Raw genomic sequence first — 21,289 nt, 5'->3', positions numbered from 1 at the left:
TTTAATAAAAATGGTGACTACTATGGCTAATTTTAAAGAATTACGTACTCAAGATGTATCAAAAGGCGTGTTATCTCATGTGTATAGTGACACTCAGCCGCTAATTGATCTAACTTCTCCGGCTTTAAAAATGGTAAATAACTTTACCGAAAAAGATCCACTGCGCGCTCATTACGACATCAGTATCATAGAGGCTCTACAAAAAACCAGCAGCCAGCATACTGACTTCATTTTAGTAATTGACGATAGCGAAAAGCTTATTGGTATTGTATCAAGTGCAGATTTGCAAAGTTCAAAAATCATGGTGTTAGCACAACGTTTAAATGTAAACCGTGCTGATATTAGTTTACGCCATGTAATGACTCCGCTAACGCAATTAACTGGCGTCAGTATGCAAAGCTTAAGCTATGCCTGTATTGGTGATGCCTTACAAACCATGGAGCATCATGGCACGATGTTTTTGTTAGTCACGACCGCTGATAACGAAATATGCGGTTTATTATCAGCACGTGAAATTACTAAAACATTGCAAATTCCACTACATATTAGCCCAATTGCACACACGTTTAGTGAAGTATTGGAGCATGTTGAGCACCCACATTAATACCTCTTTTCCCGCGTTGTGTCAGTGATTTTAACAAGGCCTTAAAAGCTCAGCTTTTAAGGCCTTTCCATTGCTTAGTACTGTGATATTATTCAGTTAGTCTTACTGTGCCAGTAAAGTAATACTGGCTTTATTTTTCGTTTGAAAAGGTTTATGCATGAGCACACTCTCTGCACGTTTAGCCACTGAGCTAAATGCTCAACAGCAACAAGTTGTTGCTGCAACTAAATTACTTGATGAAGGGGCGACTGTTCCCTTTATTGCTCGCTACCGTAAAGAAGTTACCGGTGGTTTAGATGACACCCAATTACGCTTATTAGAGCAGCGCTTATCTTACTTACGTGAATTAGAAGAACGTAGAACATTTATTTTAGCCACGATAAAAGCGCAAGATAAACTCACCACAGCGCTTGAAGCAGATATAAATAATGCAGCGAGCAAAACAGAGCTTGAAGACTTATATCTTCCTTATAAAGCAAAACGTCGTACCAAAGGGCAAATAGCGATTGAGGCAGGCATCGAGCCACTAGCTGATGCGCTGTTTAAAGACCCAACCCTTGACCCTGAGCAGCAAGCTAGCCAGTTTATAAACAGTGATGCTGGCTTTGCCGATAATAAAGCGGTGCTTGATGGGGCTAAGTTTATTCTGATGGAACGCTTTGCCGAAGACGCTAAATTATTAGCTAAATTCCGCAGTCATATCAGCCAACATGGTCAAATAGAAGCTAGCATTATAAAAGGCCAAGAACAAGCGGGTGCAAAGTATCGTGATTACTTTGAACATCAAGAACCACTGAAAAAAATACCGTCTCACCGTGCATTAGCTATGCTACGTGCTCGCAATGAAGGTATTTTACAATTAAGTATTAACCCTGAGCCAAACGCTGAAGATCCATCTATTGTTTGCGCCATTATGATTGCCGATCATTACCGCCTTGATATAAAAAACCAAGCTGCCAGTGCATGGTTAATGACCGTGGTACAATGGGCGTGGAAAATAAAACTTGGCCTACACTTAGAAAACGAATTTTTAGCCGCCATGCGCGAAAAGGCCGAAACCGGTGCTATCGATGTATTTGCTAAAAACTTAAAAGATTTATTAATGGCCGCACCTGCTGGCGCACGTACCACACTTGGGCTTGATCCAGGCCTGCGTACCGGCTGTAAAATTGCCGTAGTTGATAGCACAGGTAAGTTATTAGCAACACAAACAATATTCCCACATGCGCCACAAAATCATTGGGATAAATCATTACGCACCCTTGAGCAGCTATGCCGTCAACATAAAGTTGAACTCATTGCCATTGGTAACGGCACCGCATCGCGTGAGTCAGATAAACTAGTCGCTGAACTCATCAAAGCAAACACTGAGCTTAAACTCAATAAAATCATGGTCAGCGAGGCAGGGGCATCGGTTTATTCAGCCTCTGAATTTGCCGCCAATGAATTTCCGGACTTAGACGTATCACTACGTGGAGCTGTGTCTATTGCCCGTCGCCTACAAGACCCACTTGCAGAGCTGGTTAAAATTGAGCCTAAATCAATTGGTGTAGGTCAATATCAACACGATGTGTCGCAAAGTCAGTTGGGCCAAACCCTAACTGCCGTTGTTGAAGATTGTGTAAACACCGTTGGCGTTGATTTAAATATGGCCTCAGTACCGCTGTTAACCCGTGTATCAGGGTTAAATAAAACCTTAGCGCAAAACATTGTTAACTATCGCGATGCTAATGGCTCTTTTGCTAAACGCTCAGAGCTTAAAAAAGTAGAACGCCTAGGGCCAAAAGCGTTTGAACAAGCGGCTGGTTTCTTGAAAATAAGTAACGGTAAAGATCCGCTCGATAACTCATCTGTTCACCCTGAAGCCTACCCTGTTGTGAAGCGTATTTGTGAGCAAAATAGCTTAGACGTAAACAGCCTTATCGGTAATTCAGAGTTATTAAATAAGCTTGCTGCAAACGACTACATTGATGACAAGTTTGGTCTACCGACTGTAACCGATATTATTAGCGAGCTTGACAAGCCGGGTCGCGACCCGCGCCCTGAGTTTAAAACAGCTGAATTTAAAGCCGGAGTTGAAAAAATCTCTGACTTAAAACCCGGTATGATTTTAGAAGGTGTAGTGTCGAACGTTGCAAACTTTGGTGCCTTTGTTGATGTTGGTGTACATCAAGATGGCCTAGTGCATATTTCAGCGATCACGAACAAGTTTATTTCTGATCCACGCGAAGTTGTTAAGGCTGGTGATATTGTTAAAGTAAAAGTCGTTGAAGTAGATGCTGCGCGAAAACGTATTAGCTTTACCATGCGCTTAGACGATGACATTGACACTAGTAATAAGCCGGCACCTGCAGCTAAGCAAAAACCGCAAAATAATGCTCGTGGCAATAATCACCAGCCTCGTGCTGCTAAGCCAAAACGCGACACCGGTAATGCTATGATGGGTAATGCCTTTGCAGACGCCTTCGCCAATGCAAAAGTGAAAAAATAACGCGTAAACAACAACGCCACAAACTCGTTTGTGGCGTTGTTGTTCACAATTAAAAACTAGAAGTAATAACGTAAAGTCGCCGCGATGTCAGCATACTCATCAACATAACGATAAGATGCACCTAAAATTGCTTTTTCAGTCAGAGCAAAGTTAAAGCCCGCTTGAAGTACTAGGTTATTTTCGCTTTCGTCATCGTGCAAGCGCTCGTAACCAATACCTGCATTTATTTCGAATTGTTCGGTTAATAAGTGTCTTAATTTTACATTAGCAGACAGAATATCCGCACTGTTTGACTCTGAATCACCATCAGAATATGAATCAAATACTGCCCCGTTAAACCTTTCTTCAAATAAATAAGTATTGTCCGATTCGAACTTCAGTCTGCCCAACTTAATGCTGTAATCTAAATTGGTCACTGCTGATAACTGCTGGATATACCCTAGACCAAGCTCTAAGCGAGTAATTTCAATGTCTAAACCTGATTCTGTATACAAGGTTGAAGTGCCAACATAATCACCATTTTGATAAAGATCGCGATAATCCATCGATTCGCTCTCAAAAAGATCATCTGATGTACTGGCGTATAAACCTGTTAGGTACCAATTATCACTCACTTGCTTGCTAAGCTTTACAACATAACCATCAAAGCTAAGCTCATCAATATCATCTACGTCCATTTTAGCGTAGCCCGCTTCAACATAATCATAGCTTAAAAGTGATGTTTCATTTGCTGCGGCGGTGATTGAGAAAAGTGATAAAGCCCCTGCTAATACTGCATATTTCATTTAATTGTCTTCCTTAATAAAAATCGCAGGAAAAGTAACAATTAGAAATGTTCTTAACAACATAAAAAGCAGTATAGTGTAAACAAACGTGAAATTATTTTAATTGAGAGTCTTATTTAATAGGCAATAGAAATTTACGGCTTAAACTAAATGGTGGCCGAAAACCCTGCTTGTCCATAAGGAGATGTAGCGGCTTGGTAGAATTGAGCTATACGCCCTGCTCGTGCGTCAACATCGGCGTCACGCTTAGCTGTAGCAGTTTCAGAATTTGGAATAGATGAGGCTTGCTCATTGTCATTATTTACTTTAAAAGTTGCGCCGCTGCCTTTTGCGCTTTCATCGTCACTTTCAGGTGCCGTTAACTCTGCTTGCGCTGCTGCAAGTTTTTGTGTGGCATCTGCTGCGATAGCTCTATCTGCACCAGAGGGTTCAGCTGGAGCAAGCGCAGCAGCACGTACGGTTTGCATTTTTTCAATTGTAGCTTGTGGGTCCCCTTCTATTTCGGCAACATCTATTTGAACCTCGCCACCCACCGCATAGTTTTGCCCATCAGGCCCGCGCTGGTATTCGTAGCTAGGGGAGCCTGCGTACTGACCACCTACAGATGCATGAGCTTGCTCGTGAACGCGTACTTCAGTGTCCCGTGCTTTTAGCTCTGTTATTTGTGCTGCATCTAACTCTTCTTGCTCGGCTGTCTGTTGCTCTTTTTTAGCTTCTTTTTGTTGCTCTTCACTTTGTTGCTCAGGGTTTTGCTCCCCCTGCTCACGCTCTTGAACAACTGTTTCGTCAGCAACTTTACCTTTAGAATCGTAAGTAACGCTTTCATGTGTAGCTGGTTGTTTGGCCTTGTCATTATCACCAAGCGCTTTATTTTCAGCATTGCTTGGTTTTGTGGCCGCAGGAGGGGGGATTACTTCACGTAGCTGGTTGTCACGCCGAGCAGTTTCCGTATAAACATTTGCGGTGTTTATATTTACATTTGGAAATGGCGTGACGATATTCATGCTTAATTAAACTCGCACATCAATTAAAGTACCTAGTACTTCGTCAGCTGTTTGGATAGATTGCGTATTCGCTTTAGCGTTAAACTCTTCAACTTTTAAGTTGACCAAAGCCTCATCGATTCGAGCAGGTTGTGATACTGGCGCAGTCACGGCCTCTTCAGGGCGGGCAGCTTGTAATTGACGTTGCTGTGCGAGTTGCGCATCATCTTGCTGATCAATACTGGCACGATTTATCTCCGCGCTTGCCTTTTCAATACCTTGGCTAGCACGGTTAAACCCTTCTACTCCATTGTTAAATACAGATCCGATCGGCATATTACACCTCCACCAATATTAAATTACTTTAATTATCGCTCATAAAACAAACAAAATAAAGTATAAACCCCTTATATTTACTGGCTTCAGACTGCTACATTTTAAAGCATTGATTTAATAGCAGATAAGAACTCTTCTTTATGAGAGATAAAGGGTGCGTGAGATGATTTATCAATAACCTCGTATTCAAATGTATCATTTAACGCTTTTATTTTATTAATCGCTCGATAAGGGACTAGAGCATCTAGGCGACCAAATACACCGAATATTGGCACGTTACATGTAGCTAGAAGGTCACGTAAATCTTGTTGCTGTAAAATCTCAAGCCCTGCTGTCAGTGCCTCGTTTTTAGGCGCGGGAAACTCATTTAATAATTGTTTTAATTGCTTAATATCATCCCGTGCACTTGTGCTGCCCATCGCTTGGATTGCTAAAAAGCGTTCTATTGTTTTCTCGCGGTGTGTGACTAATTGCTCTTTAAATGCATTAAGCACATCGGGTTTTATACCCGGCCAATCAGCTTGTTCAGCAAAAAATGGGGTTGATGCCACCAGGATAACTTTAGCGACTTTTTCTGGCCAATGCTTAGCAATATACAGTGCAAATAAACCACCCAACGACCAACCCATTAGAGTTGATTGAGGCTGTAATTGTTTACTTAGCTGCTTTGCAGCATCATGCAAATTATAAGGTTGAGGACATTGCTGGGTATTGCCATAACCAGGCAGGTCTAAACACTTTACAGTACCGCTATGTAGGAACTCTAATTCAGGTAAAATCACCTGCCACACGCCTTGATTCATACCCCAGCCATGTAACAGCACTAACTCATTTTGCATTTTTACCAACCCTCATCCAAACTTAGCGCTAATAATAGCGTTTAAGGGAATGAATGCAATGACTAGCTTAAGTAAACGTACCAGTGCGGTTTTTGATTGGTTTTTCCCATCATTTTGCACGCAATGTCAAACCCCAATAAAAGCAAGCCAAGGTATTTGTGACTGTTGCCTCAACGATTTACCTTTATTGGATTTAACAGCACAAGCTAACTTGCTTTATCGTCCCGATATTGCTGAGTTTTTCCCAGATTGCCAATTTGACCACCTCATTGCATGTGCCTGGTATAGAGCGCCTTTTGATCACTGGCTTAGCCAACTTAAATTTAGCAATCAAATTTTTTATAAAAAAGCGCTGCAACAGGTTATAAAGCAACAACTAGAAAGCAGCAAAGCATGTTGTGAACAATGGCCTGAACTGTTCATTATTTTGCCTTTGCACAACGAGCGATTTTTACAACGTGGCTACAACCAGGTAGCCCAAACTTGGGGCGCATGCATACCTGCAAATACTCTAACCTTAAGTTGCTTAAAAAGAGATAAAAAAACCAAAGCACAGTCAACTCTTAGCAAAGCTAAAAGAGTTAAAAACGTGCAAGGAGCATTTGTATGTCATGAGGACTTAAGTGGAAGAACAGTTGCTATTGTTGATGATGTAATGACTACTGGTGCAACACTCAATGCTGCAACAGTAGCTTTAAAAGAAGCTGGCGCTGAACAGGTATGGGCTTTTGTTACCTGTTTAACGCCGTTAGGACGATAATTTTATTCGCTATTTGCTCTAAAAGTATGACCAAAAAATAACGCATTACTTAACAAACGACTAGTACCGTACCAGTAACCTCTAAATACAGGATTGTCTGTCATCCCAATTACATTACCGCGTCCATAAGAGTGAGCAACTAGCCCTGCAGCGCCCGCTACTTGTTCGACGTTCACATCATCTGTAAATCCTGCTAATAACGGCTTTTGGGTATATTGCAGTACATTCACAAATGGGGCTGATGAAGTCTCTAATAACCAAGTGCTGTTTTTAAACACGGGTAGTGTATTGCGCTCTAACGAATAAGTAAGTGGGTGCGTTAAGTCAACACTCGTATTAAAAATTGCCCCAGCAATACGTTGTCTACCTGCTAGGTGGTCTTTATCACCATAGTTTAAGCCACCAGTATTAAAAGCACTTGCTACATCTTGGCGTGATAAATAACCTGTTTTTAATAGTTGTTGGTCAACTAAAAACTTAGCGCCACCTTTATGTCCCCAAATAACCCCGCCTTTGCGGACCCATGTTTTAATAGCAATTTTATCAGCATCACTCAAGCTGTTGTAGTTACCATGTGTCAGTACGATATGACTGTAGTCACTAAGCTCTAATCGCCCTAAGCGCTGCATTTCAACAATTGTAGGCGCAACACCGACAAAGCGGTCAAGGTAATACCACACTTCACCCACTTCGTATTGGCTAGTACCTTGTCCACCAACCAATAGCACTTTGGGTGCTTTAACAACCGCGAGTGAGCGCGAGCCTAAATCGGCACCTTTTGCAGTTAAACCCGAAGTAATTGGTGTTATTTCAATGCCAAATTCGCTTTGTGCTGCGTTTAATAATTCAACCCAATTCTCTTGTTCTTGAATACCCGCAGGAACGATAATGCTACCAGCTGCAAAATCGACACTCTTTGCTACTGATTTGGCCGAGAGCGGACTCAGCGCAACTCGTGCTTTAACGCCTTGGCTAAGCAGTTTATTCAGCATTTTTGGTGCTAAATAATTATCCCATTTAAAACCAAATGCATACTGATTTGATAACGCTGTAAAGCCAGGCTTTTCAGTTCGTTGCCATGGCTTATCGCTAACATCAAGTCCCCAACCACTTTTTACTGAGGCAAACTCAAGGTTAAAAGCATGCGCTAGCGTCCAGCCTGATACGTCGTAAAAAGTATTATCTACAAAGCGTTTTTGCTCACTAAACACCGCTTTTACCAAACGAAATTGTGGTTGCGCTAATGGCACAAAGTAGCTGCCCTCAGAAAAACGCTTGCCGTCAGCTTTTAGTTCTTTGTTTAATGGGTAAGCCTCTATTTGATGCTGTTTTAGTAAATCTAAAAATAACCCTAAACGAGCCGGATCGTTACCTGCTTGTACCACATAACCTTTAAAATCTTCTTCGTTTGCAAGCTCCACTGCTTGGTTATAAAATTTTGCCTGATAATCAAGTAAGGCTTGGCGATTGTCTATTGCAGCTTGAAACGTAGACATGCTGGTCAAGAGCTGGTTTTTAATTGTGAAAGGGAAAGTTAAAGTGCCATTTTGGGTTTCTTGCACATGACCACGCGAGCTTGCTTGCTCAAATAAGATACCCACGCCACCATTTACGTCTGGATAGGTAGAGCCTTTACCATAATAGAAATCATCAAAACTTTCTTCAGTGAAATACAATGCATTGTTTTCATCTAAGGTTTTTGCATGGTAGTTAGCAATTGCTTTAGTCAGACTGACGTTTTCATCAGGAGTTATAGGGTGCTTACGTGTTGGAATACCCGGTTGGAAAAAATAAGTGCTATTTGGCCCCATCTCGTGGAAGTCAGTTAAAACATTAGGCTTCCAATGGTGGAATTTAGCAATACGAGCACGCGATTCCGGGTGCTGTAACAACAACCAGTCACGGTTTAAATCAAACCAATAATGGTTTGTGCGGCTACTTGGCCAACTTTCAACATGCTCACGAGTTTGTGGGTCAGATGATAAGCTCATACCACGGTTACTATTGGCCCAATTAGCAAAACGCGCTAGACCATCCGGATTCAATGATGGATCAAGTAAGATGACGGTATTGTTTAATAACGTTTCAACTTCTCTTCCTTGCGCCGCAGCTAAGTAGTAGGCAACTAACAGCGCTGTGTTACTGCCTGATGATTCATTACCATGAACACTATAACCCATCCATACAACTGCTGGTTGGTCTGCTTTTTTAGCGTTTTTATCTGCCAGACGCGCTAAGTGAGCTTGACGTGTTTGCTCAACATTCGCTAACTTATCAGCGGCAGTAATTGTTAGCATCACAAGCGGGCGCTGTTCATGTGTACGCCCAATCACTTCAAAGTTTATACGATCGCTTTTTTCTGCCAATATTTCCATATAACGAACTAGCTGGTCGTGACGCACATGCCACTCGCCCACTTCATACCCTAATACTTCCTCTGGAGTAGGGATTGCTGGGTTAAATTTTACGTCGTCTTCAAAATAATACGACAGTGGCTGAGCTAAACTCGAAAAGCTCAAAAATAGTGTAAAGATTGTTATTATCAAACGCATATAAAACACTCATAAAATGATCAATGTTTGCACGCTAACATTGCTTAAATTAGATGCCAACTTTTTACGCTCAACACTGGCGACAACGCGATGAGCGGAGTATGATACTCAGTATCCGAGTAATTTAGTCAAGTATAGTTGTTTTATGATTTCTATTTCCGAAACCGCACAATCACATTTTGCAAAATTATTAGCTGACCAAGCTGAAAAAACAAATATCCGTGTATTTGTTGTTAACCCTGGCACATCACAAGCGGAATGTGGTGTTTCTTACTGCCCTGAAGATGCAGTAGAAGAAAGCGATATTCGCCTTCCTTTTAATGGTTTTGATGCCGTAGTTGACGTTGAAAGTGCACCATTTTTAGAAGAAGCAGAAATTGATTTTGTTACTGATAAAATGGGCACCCAGTTAACACTTAAAGCACCTAATGCTAAAGCCCGTAAGATTGGTGATGATGCCAGTCTTAACGAACGCATTCAGCATATGTTAGAAACCGAAGTAAACCCGCAGCTGGCTAACCATGGTGGCCAAGTAAGCCTCGTTGAAGTAACAGCCGAAGGCATTGCTGTACTTCAGTTTGGTGGTGGTTGTAATGGTTGCTCTATGATCGATGTCACGCTAAAAGAAGGCATTGAAAAAGAGATGATTGCTAAGTTTGATGAAATTTCAGGGGTTGCAGATATTACTGATCACCAAGCTGGCGATCACTCTTACTATTAATAGTACGCAGTCATGATAAAGCCGCTTATATACCGCTTAGGCTCTAACCCTAAACTAAGCTTAAAGCGCTTTTTACACGGCCTAGCACTGTTTGTGCTGGCCGTGGTATTTATAGCAGTTGGTTATTACAGCCACTATAGTCTGCAAGTTATCGGTTTAGTTATTCTCGTTGTGGCACTTAGTCTTGCAGCTTGGGGTTATTTAGGTATTTTTGCCAACCGCTTCTCACAAGTTTTAAATAAAACCACGCCAGAACAAGATGACCCGGATCTTTGGAAGTAGTCTTACTTTTCAAACTTTCATTGTCTTCTAAATCAGTTCTAAAATTGTAAATACAGCTTTTTCAGCAGCAATGTAACCAGTGCATATTCATTTGTGATCATGCAGTTGCGATTGTTTCTTTCAACCCAAGCTAATGCCGCTTGCGCAAACTCACAATTGTCAGCCATTGACTGTTGCACTGCTTGAACGAGTTTCACAACTTGTAAAAAAGATGGCTTATATTCTGTTAGCCTAAGGCTTAAAAGGTAATTTTGAACTGGGCACATAATGTTGTTAATTCGACAAAAAACACATCATAAAAGCTAAAGTTAGATTGAGGTAAAGGGATTTTTAAGCTGAAAATTTATTGAGGTGCATTTTGTGGTGTGATTTTTTATATCTCTGAGTATTCATGGTGCTCTTTTTTCATGCTATATACTACTCTTACGTATTCTTGGCGTTCTTTTCTCCTCGGGTTTCGCAATACTCAACCCAAGCTACGGGGCTCAAATTCACTGCGACCAACTGATGGCTGAAAGCTTACCGCTTACAGCCCCAAAAACAAAAAGCCCCGGCTAATGCCAGGGCTTTTTAGTAAAGTAAACTTAATTAAAAATTAAGCTTTCTTTGGACGCTCAACAACGTCTACTAAAGTCCAAGATTTATTCTTAGAAATAGGAGCACACTCGCGGATAGTAACTACGTCACCAGCCTGAGCTGTATTGCTTTCGTCATGTACGTGTAACTTAGTCGTACGTTTGATGAATTTCCCATAGATTGGGTGCTTCACGTAACGTGCGATAGCAACAGTGAAAGATTTTTCCATCTTGTCGCTGATTACACGGCCTTGAAGAGTACGGATTTTATCGCTCATTATTGACCTGCCTTCTGGTTAATAATTGTTTTTACACGCGCGATATCGCGACGTACTGTTCTTAGCGTGTGAGTTTGAGCTAACTGACCAGTACTTGCTTGCATGCGCAGGTTAAACTGCTCACGAAGAAGTCCTAGAAGTTCAGCATTAAGCTCTTCTACGCTTTTGTCTTTTAGTTCGCTAGCTTTCATTACATCACCGTCCGAGTTACGAAAGTTGTTTTGAATGGTAATTTACGTGCAGCAAGGTTGAACGCTTCACGAGCAAGCTCTTCAGAAACACCTTCCATTTCGTAAAGTACTTTACCAGGCTGAATTTCAGCAACCCAATATTCAACAGAACCTTTACCTTTACCCATACGAACTTCAAGCGGTTTGTTTGTAATTGGCTTGTCTGGGAATACACGGATCCAGATTTTACCTTGACGCTTGACGTGACGTGTCATAGCTCGACGAGCTGCTTCGATTTGACGAGCAGTCATGCGGCCACGACCAGTAGCTTTCAAACCGAAAGTACCGAAGCTTACTTTGTTACCGTTTTGCGCAAGACCACGGTTGCGGCCTTTGTGCGTTTTACGGAATTTTGTACGTTTTGGCTGTAACATTACTCGCTACCTCTACTTAGCACTTTTTTTGGCTTTCTTTGGTGCGCGTTTAGCTGGCTTCTCTTGCTCTTGTACTAGTGGTAAACCACCAATAACTTCGCCTTTGAAAATCCAAACTTTAACACCAATGATACCATAAGTGGTTAAGGCTTCAGAAGTTGCGTAGTCGATATCAGCACGAAGAGTATGTAGAGGTACACGACCTTCACGATACCATTCTGAACGTGCGATTTCTGCGCCGCCAAGACGACCGCTAACTTCAACTTTGATCCCTTTAGAACCGATACGCATTGCATTTTGTACCGAACGCTTCATAGCGCGACGGAACATAACACGACGCTCTAGTTGAGAGGCAATGCCGTCTGCTACTAGTTGTGCATCTAATTCTGGTTTACGTACTTCAGAAATATTAATCTGAGCAGGTACACCTGCGATCTTAGTTACCGCTTGACGTAGCTTTTCAACGTCTTCGCCTTTTTTACCGATAACAACACCCGGACGAGCCGTATGGATTGTTACGCGGATCGATTTTGCTGGACGCTCAATAACGATTTTAGACACAGAAGCCGCTTTTAATTCCTTTGTAAGGAAAGTACGTACTTTGTGATCGCCAAAAAGCTGATCAGAGAAATCTTTAGAACTCGCGTACCAGGTAGAAACCCAAGGTTTAGATATACCTAGGCGAATACCAGTAGGATGAACTTTTTGTCCCATTACTTATACTCCTAGCTATCTGAAACCACAACAGTGATGTGGCTTGTACGCTTAAGGATGCGGTCTGCGCGTCCTTTAGCACGTGGCATAATACGCTTCATTGTAGGACCATCGTCCACAAAAATCGTGCTTACGCGAAGCTCATCAATGTCAGCACCTTCGTTATGCTCTGCGTTAGCAATAGCAGACTCAAGTACTTTTTTAACTAATACAGCCGCTTTTTTCGGGCTGTACGCCAGGATTTCTAGAGCGCGATCGACAGGTAGTCCGCGGATCTGATCTGCAACTAGACGAGCTTTTTGCGCCGAACCAGAGGCGAATTTATGTTTAGCTAATGCTTGCATTTATCATTCCCCTCTTAGCGTTTCTTCGCTTTCTTATCCGCAGCATGGCCACGGTAAGTGCGAGTTGGTGCAAATTCACCTAGTTTGTGACCGATCATTTCGTCAGAAACGAAAACTGGTACATGCTGGCGACCATTATGGACAGCAATGGTCAATCCGATCATGTTAGGTATGATCATTGAACGACGGCTCCAAGTTTTAATTGGCTTCTTTTCACCGCTTTCCAAAGCTTTCTCTACCTTCTTCAGCAAGTGTAGGTCTATAAAAGGACCCTTCTTGAGAGAGCGTGGCATGGCTATTCCTCAATATTACTTAGTACGACGACGTACTATAAATTTATCCGTACGCTTGTTCTTACGCGTCTTAGCACCTTTAGTAGGCTTACCCCATGGAGACACAGGATGACGACCACCAGATGTACGACCTTCACCACCACCGTGTGGGTGATCAACCGGGTTCATGGCAACACCACGAACTGTCGGACGAATACCACGCCAGCGATTTGCACCTGCTTTACCAAGTGAACGAAGCATATGCTCAGCATTGCCTACTTCACCTAGCGTTGCACGACAATCAGATTGTACTTTACGTACTTCGCCAGAACGAAGACGTAATGTTACGTATTGACCATCACGCGCAAGGATTTGAACGTATGCACCAGCAGAACGTGCGATTTGAGCACCTTTACCTGGTTTTAATTCTACGTTGTGAACAGTCGAACCTACAGGCATATTACGCATAGGTAATGCATTACCAGGTTTGATTGGTGCATCAACACCAGACTGGATTGCATCGCCAGCTTTTAAGCCTTTAGGTGCGATAATGTAACGACGCTCACCGTCTGCATATAATACAAGAGCGATGTTTGCGCTACGGTTTGGATCATATTCCAAACGCTCAACAGTGGCTGGAATGCCATCTTTAGTACGTTTAAAATCGATTAAACGGTAATGATGCTTATGACCACCACCGATATGACGAACCGTAATACGACCATTGTTATTACGACCACCTGATTTAGAGTTTTTCTCTAATAGTGGTGCGTAAGGTTTACCCTTATGTAAATCTGGGTTAACCACTTTAACTAGGTGACGACGACCCGCAGAAGTTGGTTTACACTTTTGAAGTGCCATAATTCTAACTCCCCTTATTACTCGGCGCCGCCGACAAAGTCTAGCTCGCTACCTTCTTTAAGAGTAACGTAAGCTTTCTTCCAGTCGCTACGACGACCGAAACGCATGCCAGTACGTTTTGTTTTACCCTTAACGTTTAGTGTGCGAACACCAGTTACTTCCACTTCAAAAAGCTTCTCAACAGCTGATTTGATCTCAGCTTTAGTTGCGTCATTTGTTACTTTGAAAACAATCGTGTTGTTTTCTTCAGCAGCAATTGTGCTCTTTTCAGAGATATGTGGAGCAAGGATCACTTTTAAAAGACGTTCTTCACGGATCATGCTAGCGTCTCCTCAAGTTGCTTAACAGCAGCAGCTGTAATAAGTACCTTGTCGAAAGCGATTAAGCTTACAGGATCGATACCAGCTACATCGCGCGTGTCAACCTTGTACAGGTTACGTGCCGATAAGAATAGATTCTCATCTACTTCTTCAGTCACGATAAGAACATCTTTAAGCTCAAGTTCTTTAAGCTTAGAAACTAGTTCTTTAGTTTTTGGTGCTTCAAGACCAAAACTTTCAACAACGATTAAACGCTCTTGACGAACTAATTCAGATAAGATGCTTTTGATCGCACCGCGGTACATTTTACGGTTTACTTTTTGGCTGTGGTCTTGTGGTTTAGCTGCGAAGCTAACGCCACCTGAACGCCAAATTGGACTACGGATTGTACCAGCACGTGCACGGCCAGTACCTTTTTGAGCCCATGGTTTTTTACCACCACCGCTTACTTCAGAACGTGTCTTCTGAGCACGAGTACCTTGACGAGCACCTGCTGCGTATGCAACAACTACTTGGTGTACTAATGCTTCGTTAAACTCACGTCCAAAAGTAGCTTCAGAAACTTCAAGAGCGCCAGAAGCGTCTTTAATTGCTAATTCCATCACTAAATCTCCAGGACTTATGCTTTAACAGCTGGTTTAACGATAACGTCACCGCCGATAGCGCCAGGTACTGCACCTTTAACTAAAAGCAAATTACGCTCAGCGTCAACGCGAACTAGTTCTAGGTTCTGAGTTGTTACTTGCTCATTACCCATTTGACCGGCCATTTTCTTACCTTTAAACACCTTACCAGGTGATTGGTTTTGACCGATTGAACCAGGAGCACGGTGAGATAGAGAGTTACCATGTGTAGCGTCTTGCATGCTGAAATTCCAGCGCTTAACACCACCTTGGAAACCTTTACCTTTAGAAGTACCGGTTACGTCAACTTTGTTGATTTCGTTGAATAATTCAACAGTAAGCTCAGCGCCTACTTCAAAATCGCCTTCACCACCATTTAGGCGGAATTCCCACAGACCGCGACCCGCTTCAACACCAGCTTTAGCGAAATGACCCGCTGCTGCTTTGTTTACACGGCTTGCTTTTTTAGTGCCTGCGGTTACTTGAAGTGAGTTATAACCGTCTGTTGCTTCAGATTTTATCTGAGCAATGCGGTTAGGTGTCGCTTCAATAACTGTCACAGGGATAGATACACCATCTTCAGTGAAGATACGTGTCATACCCACTTTACGACCGACTAGACCTAATGCCATTTTCCTAAAACCTCTCTAATCTTCCGATTAACCCAGGCTGATTTGAACATCAACACCAGCAGCAAGATCTAAACGCATAAGAGCGTCAACAGTCTTGTCAGTTGGTTCTACGATGTCGATCAGACGTTTATGGGTGCGGATCTCGTACTGATCACGCGCGTCTTTATTAACGTGCGGTGAAGTAAGTACAGTAAAACGTTCAAAGCGTGTAGGTAGTGGAATTGGACCACGTACTTGTGCGCCAGTGCGTTTCGCAGTTTCCACGATTTCCGCCGTTGATTGGTCAATCAAACGGTGGTCAAAAGCTTTTAGGCGAATACGAATGCGTTGATTTGACATTCTTAAACCTCAATATAAAGAGCATTTAAAAGAGCATAAAAAAACGACCGAAACAATCTTAATAATTAAGATGCCGGTTGTTGATTTATATCTACGTTGAGTTCCAAATCGGAACTCCTGTTTTATTAGCTTGAAATCCAAGCTTAATGTTCCTTCCAAGTTCCCGAGGGAATTTTGAAAGCCTGCGTATTATAGTGATATTGGTGATAAATGCAACAACTATTTCAATAATCCTTGTCAGACATTAAATTGTTCATTAAAAATACAACAAACTCAAAGTAGTATCCGCTATAATTAATAACGTATAAATACTATCTTAATGGTCAGTCCAGTTATTACTTGGTATTATCTGCGCTTATTTTGCTTTTTACCCTCTAACTTTGGTGAGTTGATGCGTATTTTTAATTATTGTTTAAACTTTTTCTCTATGCTGATGAATCGTTTGCTTGTTAAAAGCAAGGTTCTTCCTGAGAACCCTATTGAACAATACGGCCTTAACCCGGCATACCCTACCTTTTATATAGTTAAACTTAATGCACGGTCTGATTTAGCAGCACTTGCTCGCGTATGTAAAAAGTACGGGTTACCAGACCCTACCGAACAACAATTATTAGGCAGTGCAGAGCTTGACCGTTTTATAGGCCTACAAAATCCGCCACCTTTATTTGGTGATACAGCAAAACCAACAGACGCTTTACAAAAAGGTAAGCATATTATTGATCAGCTCATCGACAGCGATGAAAAGAATGTACAAGTTATTCCTGTCACCATTTTGTGGGGCCGTAATCCAGGAAAAGAAAAGCCAGGGTTAGGCACGCTAGTGTCGCACTCTTTAACACCAAGTTGGTTTCGTAAGTTTTTTGTGTTGCTGTTTTCTGGTCGCGATAACTTTGTTCGCTTTAGCCAACCGTTAGATTTGTCATTACTGGTTAATGAGAAAGCGGATGTCGATGAACTACCTCATAAACTACTGCGTGTGGCTCGTGTTCACTTTCGTCGACAAAAACTCGCAGCTACAGGGCCAAAGATGCCCTCTCGCGAACAATTATTTAGTTCATTATTGGCTTCGCCGACCATAAAAAAAGCCATTCAAACAGAAGCAAAAGAAAAGAATATTAGCCATGACCAAGCAAGGCAAAACGCCTTAAAGCTACTTGACGAAATTGCAGCTAATTATAGTGATGCAACTATTCGGGTTGCAGAGCGCGTACTTACTTGGCTGTGGAATAAACTTTATAACGGTATTGATATTAAATACACCGAGCAACTGCATGATCTAACGAATAAAGGCCATGAAATAATTTACATGCCGTGTCATCGCAGCCATATGGATTATTTACTGCTTACCTACTCTATTTATCACCTCGGCTTAGTCCCCCCGCATATAGCAGCAGGTATTAACCTTAACTTTTTCCCGGCCGGAGGCATATTCCGCCGCAGTGGTGCGTTTTTCATTCGCCGCTCTTTTGCAGGCAATAAGCTTTACTCTGCGGTGTTTAAAGAATACTTAAGCCAGCTATTTATTAAAGGTTACTCAGTTAAGTTTTATACTGAAGGCGGCCGTAGTCGAACTGGGCGCTTATTGCCACCAAAAACCGGCATGCTGGCAATGACACTGCAAGCTATGATGCGCGGAATAGACCGTCCAATCTCTATTGTACCTGTGTATATTGGCTATGAGCACGTCATGGAAATCAATACTTACTTAAAAGAGCTTGCTGGTAATGATAAGAAAAGCGAATCAATATTCGGTATTTTCAAAGCGATTAAAAATTTAAAAAACTATGGACGCGGCAACCTAAACTTTGGCGATCCTATCTCAATTAACCAGTATTTAAATGAGTACCAGCCAGATTGGCGAGAGTCTATTCATCCAACCGATGTGCAAAAACCGCAATGGCTTGGTCCACAAGTAGCAAACCTTGCCGACAAGGTCATGGTTAACATCAATAGTGCTGCAGCACTCAATGCGGTTAATCTACTAGCGATGATTTTACTGGTGAATGATAAACAAGCACTGAGTAAATCTAAGCTTTTGGCCCAGCTTGATTTTTACCTGCATCTACAACGCAGCGCCCGTTATAGTGAAAAAGTAAGCACGCCTGATGAAAGTGCTCATGAGCTATTAAGTCACGCCTTAAAACTTAATAAGTTTGATGTGATCAGTGATGAGTTTGGCGAAATTATCGCCATTAATGATAAAGAAAAAACCTTATTCAATTACTACCGCAATAATATTTTGCATGTATTTGCAGTACCCAGCTTACTCGCCTTACATATATTCAAAAGCCACAAAACCACGCTTAGTGAATGCCAAAATCTGATCAGCAAGTTTTACCCATTATTTGCTAAAGAATGGTTTTTACATGAATTAGACGAAAACTACATCACCCGTATTTTGGCAAGTTTTGTTGATCAAGAGCTGATTGAAATTGATGGAGATAATATAAAAATCACCAACAGTAATGACTGCCTAGCAAAACTCGAAATGCTTGGCCGTGCACTTAGCTTAACTTTACAGCGGTATGCAATTGCTATTGGCTTTATACAAACTAGCTCGGGCATTGATCGCGAGGAGCTAGAGCGCGAAAGCCAAGTATTAGCGCAGCGCCTTGGTACCTTACATGGCATTAAGAGCCCTGAGTTTTTCGATAAAAAAGTGCTGGTAGGCTTTATTAGCAACTTAAGAGAGCAAGGGTTGATCAGCGAATCTGATACTGGTTTGCAAGGTAGTAATGAATTATGTGAACTCTACATGCACCTTAAAGCATTATTACCGGCTCGTATTTGGCAATCAATAACCGATATAGTGCAAAGCCAAAGTAACGACTAAGCGAGGTTAGGTAGTTTGTTATATCTAACCTCACACTTAGCATATTAACGCTGGCGCATGACACCTTCTTGAATCGTTGAGGCAACTAAGTTGCCTTGACGGTCAAAAAACTGCCCGCGTACTAAACCTCGCCCCGAGCTCGCACTTGGGCTATCGATAGTATATAAAATCCAGTCATCAAGTCTAAATGGACGATGAAACCACATTGCATGATCAATCGTTGCAACCTGCATATTTGGTTGCATAAACGACACTCCATGCGGCTGCAAGGCGGTAGGTAAAAATTCAAAGTCTGACGCATACGCTAATAAGTAGTTATGAATGCGTTGATCATCTGGCATATCACCATTGGCTTTAAACCAAATATGCTTAACCGGCTCCATCACCTCAGGTTTAAACGGATTGTGAAAGGTTACTGGGCGCATGTCTATCGGCACTTCTCGAATAAACTTATTTCGGATCACCTCTGGAATATGACTGGCATTTGTTTGGTAAAACTCCAGCGAAGATTTAAGTTCTTCAGGTTGCGGTACATCAGGCATAGTTGCTTGGTGCGATAACCCTTCTTCAAGCCCTTGGAACGAAGCCGTCATATAAAAAATAGGTTTGCCATATTGGATTGCTTTAACTCGGCGTGTACTAAAACTTTTTCCATCACGAATAGTTTCAACATCATAAACAATGGGTTTTGCTGCATCGCCTGGGCGTAAAAAGTAAGAATGCAGAGAATGTACAATACGCCCTTGCGGGAGTGTTTCTTTAGCGGCTGATAGTGCTTGCCCCATAACTTGGCCACCAAACACCGCACCAAAACCTAAATCTTGGCTTTGCCCACGATACAAGCCTTGCTCAATTTCTTCCAATGCTAATAACGACAATAAATCATCTAAAACTTGGCTCATTTTTATATCCTCAATCCCGACAAGGCTCACATAATACTATAGACTATAATTATGTAAATCTTAGGGAGATAACAATGGCTTATTGGCTATTTAAAACCGAGCCTGATGCATTCTCGATTGCTGATTTAAAAAATGCGCCACAACAAACAACACAATGGGAAGGCGTACGTAACTACCAAGCCCGTAACTTTATACGCGATAATGTACAGCTCGGCGACTTAGTGATGATTTATCATTCGAGCTGTAAACAGGTTGGTGCGGTAGGCATTGCTATCGTGACTCGTGAAGCCTACCCCGATCCAACCCAATTTGATTTAAGCAGCGATTATTACGATGCCAAAGCAACAACTGATAATCCGCGCTGGGTGGTTGTTGATGTAACTTATCAACAGCATTTAAATAAATTAGTTAGCCTTAAAGCGATTAAAGACAATGACGCAATAACTGACATCGCACTAAAAAAAGGCGGCCGTTTATCAGTAATGCCTGTCACCAAGAGTGATTGGGATGAGATCATTAGTATGGCAAATTAACGACAACATTTGACCCTTTTTGATTGAGTTTGCTATGATCTCGGCCGAATTTTTTATGGGGGATTAATGAAACTACTGTATTGGCTTGATGAATGGTTAACTCACCCCCGCGATGAACAACAAAGTAAACTACCAATGTCTGGCAGTGATTTACTTGGCGATGTTTTTGTAAAATACCATTTCACAGATCTCAAAAAACCTCTTCTTTTTACATTTTCTCCAGCTGGCACTAATTATAAAGAACACGATCTTCATGAAGCGTTTGCTCCTTGGGGCTATAACTTGGCGAAAAAACAAAATGTAAATATTATTTCGTTTCAGCACCTTGGAAGAAGTAATTGGTTTAGAAGCCGCAATTTAATCTTTTTTTTGGAGCAACTTGCACAGCTACTTGAACCATTCAATCAGCGCTTAGGTTATGGACTCAGTCGTGGTGGTTTTGCTGTAGGTGCTTTTGCTAAACTACTAAAATTAGATCAAGCCTTACTTTTTCATCCAGTTAGTACCAAAAATCAAGTGATTGCGCCTTGGGATGACCGCTCAAGCACAGATATAGCACAACAGTTTGATTGGAATAGTGATTACCATGACCTCGATTTAGGGCATGCCAAAGGTTATATTATTTATGACCCAACCAATCATATCGACCGCCTACATGCAAAACGCTACCCACAACTCACTCATTTACGCGTATTTGGTCTGGGTCATGGCACACACGCAAGTTACTTGAACAAATTTGGCTTTTACAAACAAGTGGCTGTTGATTTTATTCGCCATCAACAACTTGATATTGCACAGTTTAGATTACAAACCAAAACTCTGCGGTTAAAAGAAGATTATTACCAATGTCTTAATCAAGCGAATGCTCACTCAAAGCACCGCCTTGAGCTGCTTAGCACCGCACACAATATTTTAATTGATGAAAAGCAGGCTCATATGCAAGAGCAAAAAGATAAAATTGATGTGCAACCACTGATTGATGTAGCAATAACACATCAAAATGAGCATCCGAATGATGCCATAAAGCTGCTCGAAGTGGCGCAACAGCTTGCACCAGAAGATCCACTAATTGATCATAAACTTAAACAGCTAAAATAACGCGATAG

At 41.8% G+C, this 21,289-nt stretch carries 25 protein-coding genes; 8 read left to right on the top strand and 17 right to left on the bottom strand.

What is annotated here, in order from left to right:
* Positions 1 to 22 precede the first annotated feature (22 nt).
* Together QMA12_RS09170 and QMA12_RS09165 are read left to right on the top strand one after the other, a co-directional pair.
* Positions 23 to 604 (top strand): CBS domain-containing protein, encoded by a 582-nt coding sequence (locus QMA12_RS09170; RefSeq protein ID WP_290209735.1) that lies wholly within the window; start codon positions 23 to 25, stop codon positions 602 to 604.
* A gap of 157 nt (positions 605 to 761) precedes the next feature.
* The gene (locus QMA12_RS09165; protein WP_290209737.1) at positions 762 to 3,095 is read left to right on the top strand and encodes a Tex family protein; all 2,334 of its coding nucleotides are present in this window, start codon (positions 762 to 764) and stop codon (positions 3,093 to 3,095) included.
* Positions 3,096 to 3,151: 56 nt separating this feature from the next.
* Here the strand turns inward: QMA12_RS09165 and QMA12_RS09160 are convergent, their stop codons facing one another.
* From QMA12_RS09160 to bioH, 4 genes are all read right to left on the bottom strand, one after another.
* Entirely contained in the window at positions 3,152 to 3,880 is a 729-nt protein-coding gene (locus QMA12_RS09160; protein ID WP_290209739.1) for a hypothetical protein, read from the bottom strand.
* Positions 3,881 to 4,026: 146 nt separating this feature from the next.
* Positions 4,027 to 4,884, bottom strand: a complete 858-nt coding sequence (locus tag QMA12_RS09155) for a putative metalloprotease CJM1_0395 family protein (protein WP_290209741.1) — start codon at positions 4,882 to 4,884, stop codon at positions 4,027 to 4,029.
* Positions 4,885 to 4,890: 6 nt separating this feature from the next.
* Positions 4,891 to 5,199: a hypothetical protein gene (locus QMA12_RS09150; protein ID WP_087532549.1), complete on the bottom strand. Its 309-nt coding sequence runs from the start codon at positions 5,197 to 5,199 to the stop codon at positions 4,891 to 4,893.
* Between the two features lie 101 nt (positions 5,200 to 5,300).
* Positions 5,301 to 6,038: a pimeloyl-ACP methyl ester esterase BioH gene (gene bioH / locus QMA12_RS09145; protein ID WP_290209743.1), complete on the bottom strand. Its 738-nt coding sequence runs from the start codon at positions 6,036 to 6,038 to the stop codon at positions 5,301 to 5,303.
* 58 nt (positions 6,039 to 6,096) lie between these two features.
* Here bioH and QMA12_RS09140 point away from each other — a divergent pair, with 58 nt between their 5' ends.
* On the top strand, positions 6,097 to 6,798 hold the full coding sequence (locus QMA12_RS09140) for a phosphoribosyltransferase family protein (RefSeq protein ID WP_290209744.1): 702 nt from the start codon (positions 6,097 to 6,099) through the stop codon (positions 6,796 to 6,798).
* A 2-nt stretch (positions 6,799 to 6,800) separates the two neighbouring features.
* On the opposite strand, the gene QMA12_RS09135 is transcribed toward QMA12_RS09140, so the two are convergent.
* On the bottom strand, positions 6,801 to 9,350 hold the full coding sequence (locus tag QMA12_RS09135; protein ID WP_290209746.1) for a M14 metallopeptidase family protein: 2,550 nt from the start codon (positions 9,348 to 9,350) through the stop codon (positions 6,801 to 6,803).
* Between the two features lie 145 nt (positions 9,351 to 9,495).
* Here QMA12_RS09135 and nfuA point away from each other — a divergent pair, with 145 nt between their 5' ends.
* Entirely contained in the window at positions 9,496 to 10,071 is a 576-nt protein-coding gene (nfuA, locus tag QMA12_RS09130; protein ID WP_087532553.1) for a Fe-S biogenesis protein NfuA, read from the top strand.
* Positions 10,072 to 10,083: 12 nt separating this feature from the next.
* Positions 10,084 to 10,353 (top strand): hypothetical protein, encoded by a 270-nt coding sequence (locus QMA12_RS09125; RefSeq protein WP_290209750.1) that lies wholly within the window; start codon positions 10,084 to 10,086, stop codon positions 10,351 to 10,353.
* Positions 10,354 to 10,948: 595 nt separating this feature from the next.
* Here the strand turns inward: QMA12_RS09125 and rpsQ are convergent.
* From rpsQ to rpsJ, 11 genes are read right to left on the bottom strand one after another with little or no spacing between them, the layout of a single operon-like run.
* Positions 10,949 to 11,206, bottom strand: a complete 258-nt coding sequence (gene rpsQ / locus QMA12_RS09120) for a 30S ribosomal protein S17 (protein ID WP_058561414.1) — start codon at positions 11,204 to 11,206, stop codon at positions 10,949 to 10,951.
* Complete coding sequence (gene rpmC / locus QMA12_RS09115; protein WP_004588692.1) at positions 11,206 to 11,397, bottom strand: 50S ribosomal protein L29; 192 nt, start codon at positions 11,395 to 11,397, stop codon at positions 11,206 to 11,208. The genes rpsQ and rpmC overlap by 1 nt, the downstream gene beginning before the upstream one ends.
* Positions 11,397 to 11,810 (bottom strand): 50S ribosomal protein L16, encoded by a 414-nt coding sequence (gene rplP / locus QMA12_RS09110; protein WP_054206129.1) that lies wholly within the window; start codon positions 11,808 to 11,810, stop codon positions 11,397 to 11,399. The genes rpmC and rplP overlap by 1 nt, the downstream gene beginning before the upstream one ends.
* A 12-nt stretch (positions 11,811 to 11,822) precedes the next feature.
* Positions 11,823 to 12,524, bottom strand: a complete 702-nt coding sequence (gene rpsC / locus QMA12_RS09105; RefSeq protein ID WP_004588691.1) for a 30S ribosomal protein S3 — start codon at positions 12,522 to 12,524, stop codon at positions 11,823 to 11,825.
* Positions 12,525 to 12,535: 11 nt separating this feature from the next.
* Positions 12,536 to 12,868, bottom strand: coding sequence for a 50S ribosomal protein L22 (gene rplV / locus QMA12_RS09100; protein WP_087532558.1), 333 nt, complete (start codon positions 12,866 to 12,868; stop codon positions 12,536 to 12,538).
* Positions 12,869 to 12,882: 14 nt separating this feature from the next.
* Positions 12,883 to 13,161 (bottom strand): 30S ribosomal protein S19, encoded by a 279-nt coding sequence (gene rpsS, locus QMA12_RS09095; RefSeq protein WP_004588689.1) that lies wholly within the window; start codon positions 13,159 to 13,161, stop codon positions 12,883 to 12,885.
* 15 nt (positions 13,162 to 13,176) lie between these two features.
* Complete coding sequence (gene rplB, locus QMA12_RS09090; protein WP_004588688.1) at positions 13,177 to 14,001, bottom strand: 50S ribosomal protein L2; 825 nt, start codon at positions 13,999 to 14,001, stop codon at positions 13,177 to 13,179.
* A 17-nt stretch (positions 14,002 to 14,018) separates the two neighbouring features.
* Positions 14,019 to 14,321: a 50S ribosomal protein L23 gene (gene rplW / locus QMA12_RS09085; RefSeq protein ID WP_016709050.1), complete on the bottom strand. Its 303-nt coding sequence runs from the start codon at positions 14,319 to 14,321 to the stop codon at positions 14,019 to 14,021.
* Positions 14,318 to 14,923, bottom strand: a complete 606-nt coding sequence (gene rplD, locus QMA12_RS09080; protein WP_058561416.1) for a 50S ribosomal protein L4 — start codon at positions 14,921 to 14,923, stop codon at positions 14,318 to 14,320. Before rplD ends, rplW begins: the two co-directional genes overlap by 4 nt.
* 17 nt (positions 14,924 to 14,940) lie before the next feature.
* A complete protein-coding gene (rplC, locus tag QMA12_RS09075) occupies positions 14,941 to 15,576 on the bottom strand; it encodes a 50S ribosomal protein L3 (protein WP_058561417.1) in 636 nt (211 codons plus the stop codon).
* Between the two features lie 27 nt (positions 15,577 to 15,603).
* Positions 15,604 to 15,915: a 30S ribosomal protein S10 gene (gene rpsJ / locus QMA12_RS09070; protein WP_002957900.1), complete on the bottom strand. Its 312-nt coding sequence runs from the start codon at positions 15,913 to 15,915 to the stop codon at positions 15,604 to 15,606.
* Positions 15,916 to 16,306: 391 nt separating this feature from the next.
* Between rpsJ and plsB the strand changes: the two genes are divergently transcribed.
* Positions 16,307 to 18,748, top strand: a complete 2,442-nt coding sequence (gene plsB, locus QMA12_RS09065) for a glycerol-3-phosphate 1-O-acyltransferase PlsB (protein WP_290209760.1) — start codon at positions 16,307 to 16,309, stop codon at positions 18,746 to 18,748.
* Between the two features lie 44 nt (positions 18,749 to 18,792).
* On the opposite strand, the gene tesB is transcribed toward plsB, so the two are convergent.
* Positions 18,793 to 19,650: an acyl-CoA thioesterase II gene (tesB, locus tag QMA12_RS09060; protein WP_087532560.1), complete on the bottom strand. Its 858-nt coding sequence runs from the start codon at positions 19,648 to 19,650 to the stop codon at positions 18,793 to 18,795.
* A gap of 74 nt (positions 19,651 to 19,724) precedes the next feature.
* Between tesB and QMA12_RS09055 the strand changes: the two genes are divergently transcribed.
* A complete protein-coding gene (locus QMA12_RS09055; RefSeq protein WP_290209762.1) occupies positions 19,725 to 20,183 on the top strand; it encodes an EVE domain-containing protein in 459 nt (152 codons plus the stop codon).
* A 66-nt stretch (positions 20,184 to 20,249) separates the two neighbouring features.
* Positions 20,250 to 21,281 carry a cytosolic protein gene (locus QMA12_RS09050; protein WP_290209764.1) on the top strand — a complete coding sequence of 344 codons (1,032 nt, stop codon included), beginning with the start codon at positions 20,250 to 20,252 and terminating at the stop codon, positions 21,279 to 21,281.
* The last annotated feature ends 8 nt before the right edge of the window (positions 21,282 to 21,289 follow it).

The sequence above is a fragment of the Pseudoalteromonas sp. APC 3893 genome (genome assembly GCF_030408095.1).
Lineage (GTDB): Bacteria > Pseudomonadota > Gammaproteobacteria > Enterobacterales > Alteromonadaceae > Pseudoalteromonas.
The sequence above is the reverse complement of the archived record's forward strand: the minus strand, read 5'-3'. Positions and strand labels throughout refer to the sequence as shown.